Below are 6452 nucleotides of genomic sequence, written 5' to 3' on the forward strand. Positions count from 1 at the left end.
GGATCAACCCCTACCTGTGACCACCCCGCTTACACAGACAAGTTGACACGCCCACGAAGCCCCCGCAAAAGCGCACAAGCACTATCGCGTGATTGATGCTCGAGGTGTCTACTTCGCGTCAGATCTAAGAAGCCCGAACCCGAGGGCCAATCTCGTCTACACATTCCGCGGTCACGAACCGCACGCGAATGGCTGGGCCTACGGACGGGAGAAGATGGAGGCGTTCGCCGATGACGATCGCATCGTCTATCCCAAGAAGGAGGGCGGACGCCTTCAGCTCAAGTCCTACTTGCATGAGCATGAGGAGTGGGCACCCGCGTCCGTCTTCTATAAGGATCGCCGTGCCGCATCGAAGGCGCTAGACGAGCGCATGGGAACAACCGTGTTCGACTACCCGAAGGACACGGAAGTGCTCGCCCGCCTGTTCCACGCCATCACCGACGACGGCGACCTGATCCTTGACTTCTTCGCGGGATCCGGTTCGACGGGCCAGGCAGTGTGGGAGCAGAACCCGAAAGACGGCAAGACGCGGCACTGGATTCTGGTGCAGGTCCCCGAGAAGCCTGATGCGTCCGAGGAGTCGGGCAAGAACGCGCTGGCTGCCGGGTACGAGACGATCTTCGAGGTGACGGCGGAGCGACTGCGCCGTGCGGCGGCCTCCCTGCAACAGGAGACGCTCGATGCGCCACAGCTGGGCTTCCGGATCTTCCGCACGCGTCCGACGAACCTCGTCATCGACAAGCCGCTGTTCGCGCTTCCGGAGATGACCGGGCAGAGCTACCTGACGCAGGTGCTCGACCACACGGCGGGCGCTCCGGTGGTTGATGGTGCGAAGCCGCTCGACGTTGCGTGGGAGGTGGCGCTCAAGGCCACGGGAACGAGGCTCGATACGCGCGTGACGACGCATGAGGCGGACGGCGTGGTCGTCTACGAGTTCACGCCTGCCGTGGGCAATGCGTCCACAGGACGTCTCCTGATCTCGCTCGATGCGTTCTCGCTAGCCACGGCCGATGCGCTTGCCTTGAGTGATGACGACACCCTGATCCTTCGTGGTGACCAGGTCGAGGACTCGGTGACGCTGACGTTGGCGCCGCGGTTGCAGTCAAAGCTGATTCTTCTGGAGCGGGTGCCTCGTGAAGTTTCGCTTTGATGATCAGCCGCACCAGTCGGCCGCCGTCTCCGCGGTGGTCGACCTGTTTGAGGGTGCCCTGGTGCCGCCGCGCGATGCGCTTGCTGGGCAGGCACCTGGCGCGGATGGTCACGCGGGCTTCACGCTGGAACGCTCCGTTCTTACCGACAACCTGAGGACGATCACCACCCGTGAGGCTGTTGAACCGCAGGCCCAGCTCGAGCTGCTTGCGGAGACGGATCTCGAGGGCGCGGAGCGCGAGTTCCCGAACTTCTCGGTCGAGATGGAGACCGGCACGGGTAAGACATACGTCTACATCTCGACGGCGCTGCGTCTGGCGGAGCTGTATGGGCTGCGGAAGTTCGTCATCCTGGTTCACTCGATCGCGATTCGTGCGGGCGTGGTGAAGACGTTCGAGCAGACCGAGGAGCACTTCCGGCTGAAGTATCCCGGCGTCCCGTACAAGTGGGGTGTGCTGGGCGAGAATTCGGCACTGAACGACTTCACCGAACCGTCGGGCACGGTGCAGTTCCTAGTTGCCAGCGTGCAGGCGCTCGACAAGCCGGAGAAGAACACGCTGTATGCCAGTGCTGAGCAGCCGCAGCTGTGGGGCGACTCGCTGAGCGGTGTGCAGCAGATCGCGAAGGCTCGCCCCGTCGTCCTGATCGATGAGCCGCAGAATATGGCGACGCCGCTGCGCCGTCAGGCGATTGCCACACTGAACCCGCTGGTGGCGCTGCGCTACAGCGCAACGCACAAGGAGTCGTTCAACCTCGTGCACAGGCTCGGCCCGAAGCAGGCCGCCGAGGCTGGTCTGGTCAAGCGGGTATCGGTCAAGGGAATCGTCGCCGGCGAGGATGGCAAGCCGTACGTGCGCCTCGACAAGCTTCGGAGCGTCCGCAAGCGCCTGATGGCAGAGGCGGTCATCCACAAGGCCGGTGGCAAGCGGGTGCCGGTGGTGCTGCAGAACGGCACCGACCTGTTCGAGGAGTCCGGCAAACTGCCGCAGTATCGCGGGTTGGTGGTCGAGAGCATCGAACGTAAACCCGACCGGGTGATCTTCGAGAACAAGCTCGTCGTGCAGGCCGGGACTGAGACCGGCGTGGATTCCGAGGCTGTCTGGCGTGATCAGATCCGCCATACCATCCGAACGCACCTGGCTCGGCAGGGGCAGATCGACTCGATGAACCGTGGCATCAAGGTGCTGTCGCTATTCTTCGTCGAGCGTGTGGCTGACTACGCCGGTGACGAGGCGGTGCTGCCTGCGATGTTCGACGAGCTGTTCCGTGAGGAGTGGCTCCGGGCAGGCAATTCCGAGAGCGAGATGCCTGACCCTGCCGAGCTGCGGGTCGCCTACTTCCCGTCTACCAAAACGGGCATCCTGAAGGACACATCGGGGCGTGCATCGGACGCCGAGCTGGAGGCGCGGGCGTACCAGGAGATCATCGCGAACAAGGAGCTCATTCTCGACCGCGCCAACCCGCGCGCGTTCATCTTCTCCCATTCTGCGCTCAAGGAGGGCTGGGATAACCCGAACGTCTTCCAGGTCGGGTTCCTGCGTCACACGCGCTCCGAGCTGGAGCGTCGACAGCAGATCGGCCGTGGCCTGCGTCTGCCGGTGGACCAGAACGGTCACCGCGTGATGGACCCGGCGATCAACAGGCTGACGCTCATCGTCGACGAGTCCTTCACGGAGTTCCGCGACGGCTTGAACGCCGAATACATCGCCTCTGGTGGTGGCTCCGGCGAGGCCGGCCCCGAGGTCGACAACGCCGACAATGAGGTCGTCGTCCGCAGGCGCCCTGCCCTGTTCGAGAGCCCCGAGTTCGCTGAACTGTGGAAGCGTATTCGCTACAAAGCGCGCTACCGCGTCACCGTCGATCCGGACGCACTCCGCATCGTGGTGGCGGCGTCCGAGCATCTGGCTGACCTCGAGTTCATCGAGCGGCGCGCCAACGTGGTGCAGTCCGCCGATCTCGTCTACGACGACGAGGGACACGTCATCACGGCGGACTCCGCAGTGGCCGAGTCCCGAGGCGAACGCATCGTGGTTGCAGGCCAGCGGCTGCCTGACGTCGTGCAGCTCATCGAGGATCAGTTGCAGTACGGCAAGTTCCCGCTCCAGCTCACCCGCCCGACCCTGGCTGGGATCGTGCGAGAGATCCTGAACTATCCCGACCGCGACTACGCACGTCACGTCCTCGACGATCCCGACCGGTGGGCGCGGATCGTGGCGAACGCCATCCGGATCGAAACTATCGAGCAGATGGTGCGGGGCATCAGCTACGAACCCATCGACGAGACGGACTGGTGGGATGCCGAGGTCGTGTTCCTCGAGGTCGAGTCCAAGAACCCGCCTCAGCCGTTGCCCGGCAACCCAGACCCGAAGAACGGTGTCATTGCCGCGCCCGAGGGCGGCGTGAACTTGTACGACCACGTTGACTATGACAGCCACGTCGAACGCGCCTTTGCCGCCCAGCTCGAGAACAATCGCGAGCACGTCAAACTGTTCACCAAGCTGCCGCGCCGGTTTCGTGTCCGCACGCCTGTCGGTGAATACTCGCCGGACTGGGCCATCGTCTACGACGAGAACGGCACCCAGCGGCTCTATCTCGTCCGCGAAACCAAGGACACCCGCAACCTCGACGACCTCGACTGGGACGAGGCAATGCGCATCCGCTTCGCGGAGCACCACTTTGACGCCGCACCGATCGGGCCGGTCGATTACAACTACACAACCGACAAACACGGACTGCTGATCGGCGGAGCCGGAGGCGATGACTAATGGCCGACAACCGCAGAGATGACGCAAGTGCATCGATGATCAAGGTCATCTACTTTGATGAGGAGACAGCCTCGGACTATCTCGACATCTCCGCTGGAGGCAAGACAGCCTCCACGAGCGAACAGGTTCAGGAGCGGTCGAAGGAAACTCATGCCAAGGTCGAGGCTGGCCTGATGGCGAAGCTGAGTTGGCTGCCCTTCCTCGGAGCCTCGGGCGAGCTGAGCGCAGGTGCCGGCGCGTCCGCGGCTGGTAAGAGCATCCTCAGCAAGACGTTGTCGAACACGATCCTGACCGACTACCTATCCAAGGCAGATGGCGATTCTCGGGTAGTGCAGCTGCGAGACCTTCGGGTGACGGCACCAAAGGACTCGATGGCGTACGTGAAGATGTTCACGCCTTACATGGTCATGCTCAAGATGGACGACATTCCAGTCGACTTGGCACGGATGGACGAAGTGCTCGTCGGCGCCAAGGGCTACTACGAACTACTTGGCGAGGGCGCTGACGACACCAAGCGCGTACTGCGCTTCAACCTCAAGGCGTTCCGAAACAACTACGGACTCACCGATCTCGGACGCATGCGCCTCGTCTTCCACGGAGTGCTCGTCGGACAGACGCCGGAGCATGCGCTCAGCATGGAGGCCGAGATGTCTGGCAGCCTGGGCGGCACGCCCGTCACGGCCGTCGAACTCGTCGACGGTATAGACACGCAGAGCGACGATCTCCTGGATGTCTACGACGTGATCCTCGCGGGAGTTGAGCATGCCGCGTGATACGACGGTCACCATCTACTACGGCCCGCTGTCGTGGTTCGAAGACCAACTTGGGAAGAAGAAGCGCACGGGTCTTCTCGACATCGTCTATGAGCGCGACGAAGCCAACCGGCGGCATACCCATGTAGTTGAAGGCCAGGAGGCGCCGTCCGAGGAGCCCGCGCCGAGGCCGAAGCGGGTGGCAGCCGAATCGAGCGACTACGCCAGCTTGAATGAGCACGTCATCACGAACTTCGCCGGCCTCGTACGGTCGATCAACCCCGAGCACCTTCACCTGCACAACCCGCCTGCCCTCGTTCACTCACAGCTTGAGCGAGCGTTCACAACCGAGGTGAAGCGCTATGAGTACCCGGCGGTGACGCGGGACACTCTCGTTCGTTTCCGCGACGGCTTCGCCGGACATCTCGTGGGTCAGGCCGCAGTGAAGGAGGCGCTGCTCGCAGCGCTGTACCCACTGACCACGGCACGGCTGACGAAGCCAGTCGTCCTGATGTTTTACGGCCCGTCCGGTGTCGGCAAGACCGAGACTGCGCAGTTCGTCAACGGGCTACTCGGGGGCACGCTGCTGCGCAAACAGTTCTCCATGTTCCACAATGAAAAGTTCGCGTCGTACCTGTTCGGCGGGACGCACTCCGAGGCATCCTTCGCGCGCGACCTACTCGACCGCGAGTCCGGTGTCATCCTGATCGACGAGTTCGACAAAGCGAACTCGGTCTTCCACAGCGCCTTCTACCAGCTGTTCGACGGTGGCGCGTTTGAGGACAAGAACTACAGCATCGAGCTCGGCCCGTCCTTGATTATCTGCACCTCGAACTACGGCACCGAGGACGAGATCCGCAAGGCTCTTGGCGACGCCCTCTACTCGCGATTCGACTCCTTGGTTCACTTCAAGCCGCTCTCCAAAAAAGAGATCCGTCAGGTCATCGACCGACTTGTTGACGACCGCGTATCCAAGCTCGCGCCCGACGAACGAGCGCGACTGGAACCCGAGACCATCAAGGGCACCCTGTATCCGCTGGCTGATAAGGGCGGCAACGTGCGCAAGCTCGGCAAGCTGGCCGACGAGGTCATCTCGCTGGTGTTGGTGCGCGCCGTGCTAAATGAAGCAGCCAATCCCAGCGGGGCAGCTGTCTCCGGTGACGAGGAGACCGCGGCATGAGGGTCAGACAGCTTGAGATCGAGAACTTCCGCGGCATCACAAAGGGACGCGTGGTCTTCCAGCAGCACACCTTGCTGGTCGGCGGAAACAACATCGGGAAGTCCACAGTGTGTGAGGCATTGGAACTGGTCTTGGGCCCGGAGCGCCTCTACCGCCGCCCGGTTATCGACGAACACGATTTCTCCCACGGCGCCTACCTTGGCGACGAGGGTGGTCCACGCGAGATTCGCTTTCGCGCGGTTCTCACCGACCTTTCGGACGAGCAGCTACGCCGGTTCTTCTAGCACGTGCGACGCTGGGACGACGAGGAACTCTCGTTCATCGACGAGGAACCGGGCAGCTATCAATCCGCTGATGATGATGGAACCATCTGGGCGCTCCCCATCATCTTCCTCGGACGCTACGACCGCGATGAGGACGACTTCATCGGGGACACATTCTTCGACCACCCGCTACCGGAACTCGATGAACTCGACGAAGACCAACGCGCATCACTCGGCTCGGGCCGTGCACAGTTCAACCGCGCGCACAAGCGCCTCTGCGGCTTCATCGGGTCTGCCGTGAGTTTGGTTGACACGAGTTATCAGGCGGCGGCAGCCGCCTGGA

Annotated in this window: 5 protein-coding genes and 1 pseudogene; all 6 read left to right on the forward strand. The window is 62.8% G+C overall.

Going from position 1 to position 6452, the window contains the following annotated elements; genetic code table 11:
- Nucleotides 1-88: 88 nt before the first annotated feature.
- Nucleotides 89-1150: a DNA methyltransferase gene (locus RWT78_RS27025; RefSeq protein ID WP_314682135.1), complete on the forward strand. Its 1062-nt coding sequence runs from the start codon at nt 89-91 to the stop codon at nt 1148-1150.
- Nucleotides 1134-3914 (forward strand): DEAD/DEAH box helicase family protein, encoded by a 2781-nt coding sequence (locus RWT78_RS27030; RefSeq protein ID WP_218778660.1) that lies wholly within the window; start codon nt 1134-1136, stop codon nt 3912-3914. Before RWT78_RS27025 ends, RWT78_RS27030 begins: the two co-directional genes overlap by 17 nt.
- Complete coding sequence (locus tag RWT78_RS27035; protein ID WP_087113772.1) at nt 3914-4687, forward strand: DUF6414 family protein; 774 nt, start codon at nt 3914-3916, stop codon at nt 4685-4687. Before RWT78_RS27030 ends, RWT78_RS27035 begins: the two co-directional genes overlap by 1 nt.
- Nucleotides 4677-5846, forward strand: a complete 1170-nt coding sequence (locus RWT78_RS27040) for an AAA family ATPase (protein ID WP_070709235.1) — start codon at nt 4677-4679, stop codon at nt 5844-5846. The genes RWT78_RS27035 and RWT78_RS27040 overlap by 11 nt, the downstream gene beginning before the upstream one ends.
- Nucleotides 5843-6130, forward strand: a complete 288-nt coding sequence (locus RWT78_RS27045; RefSeq protein ID WP_219621232.1) for an AAA family ATPase — start codon at nt 5843-5845, stop codon at nt 6128-6130. Before RWT78_RS27040 ends, RWT78_RS27045 begins: the two co-directional genes overlap by 4 nt.
- Nucleotides 6131-6133: 3 nt before the next feature.
- A pseudogene (locus RWT78_RS27050) lies at nt 6134-6452 on the forward strand (hypothetical protein); the annotation flags it as partial.

The organism is uncultured Rhodococcus sp., assembly GCF_963525155.1.
GTDB lineage: Bacteria > Actinomycetota > Actinomycetes > Mycobacteriales > Mycobacteriaceae > Rhodococcus_F > Rhodococcus_F qingshengii.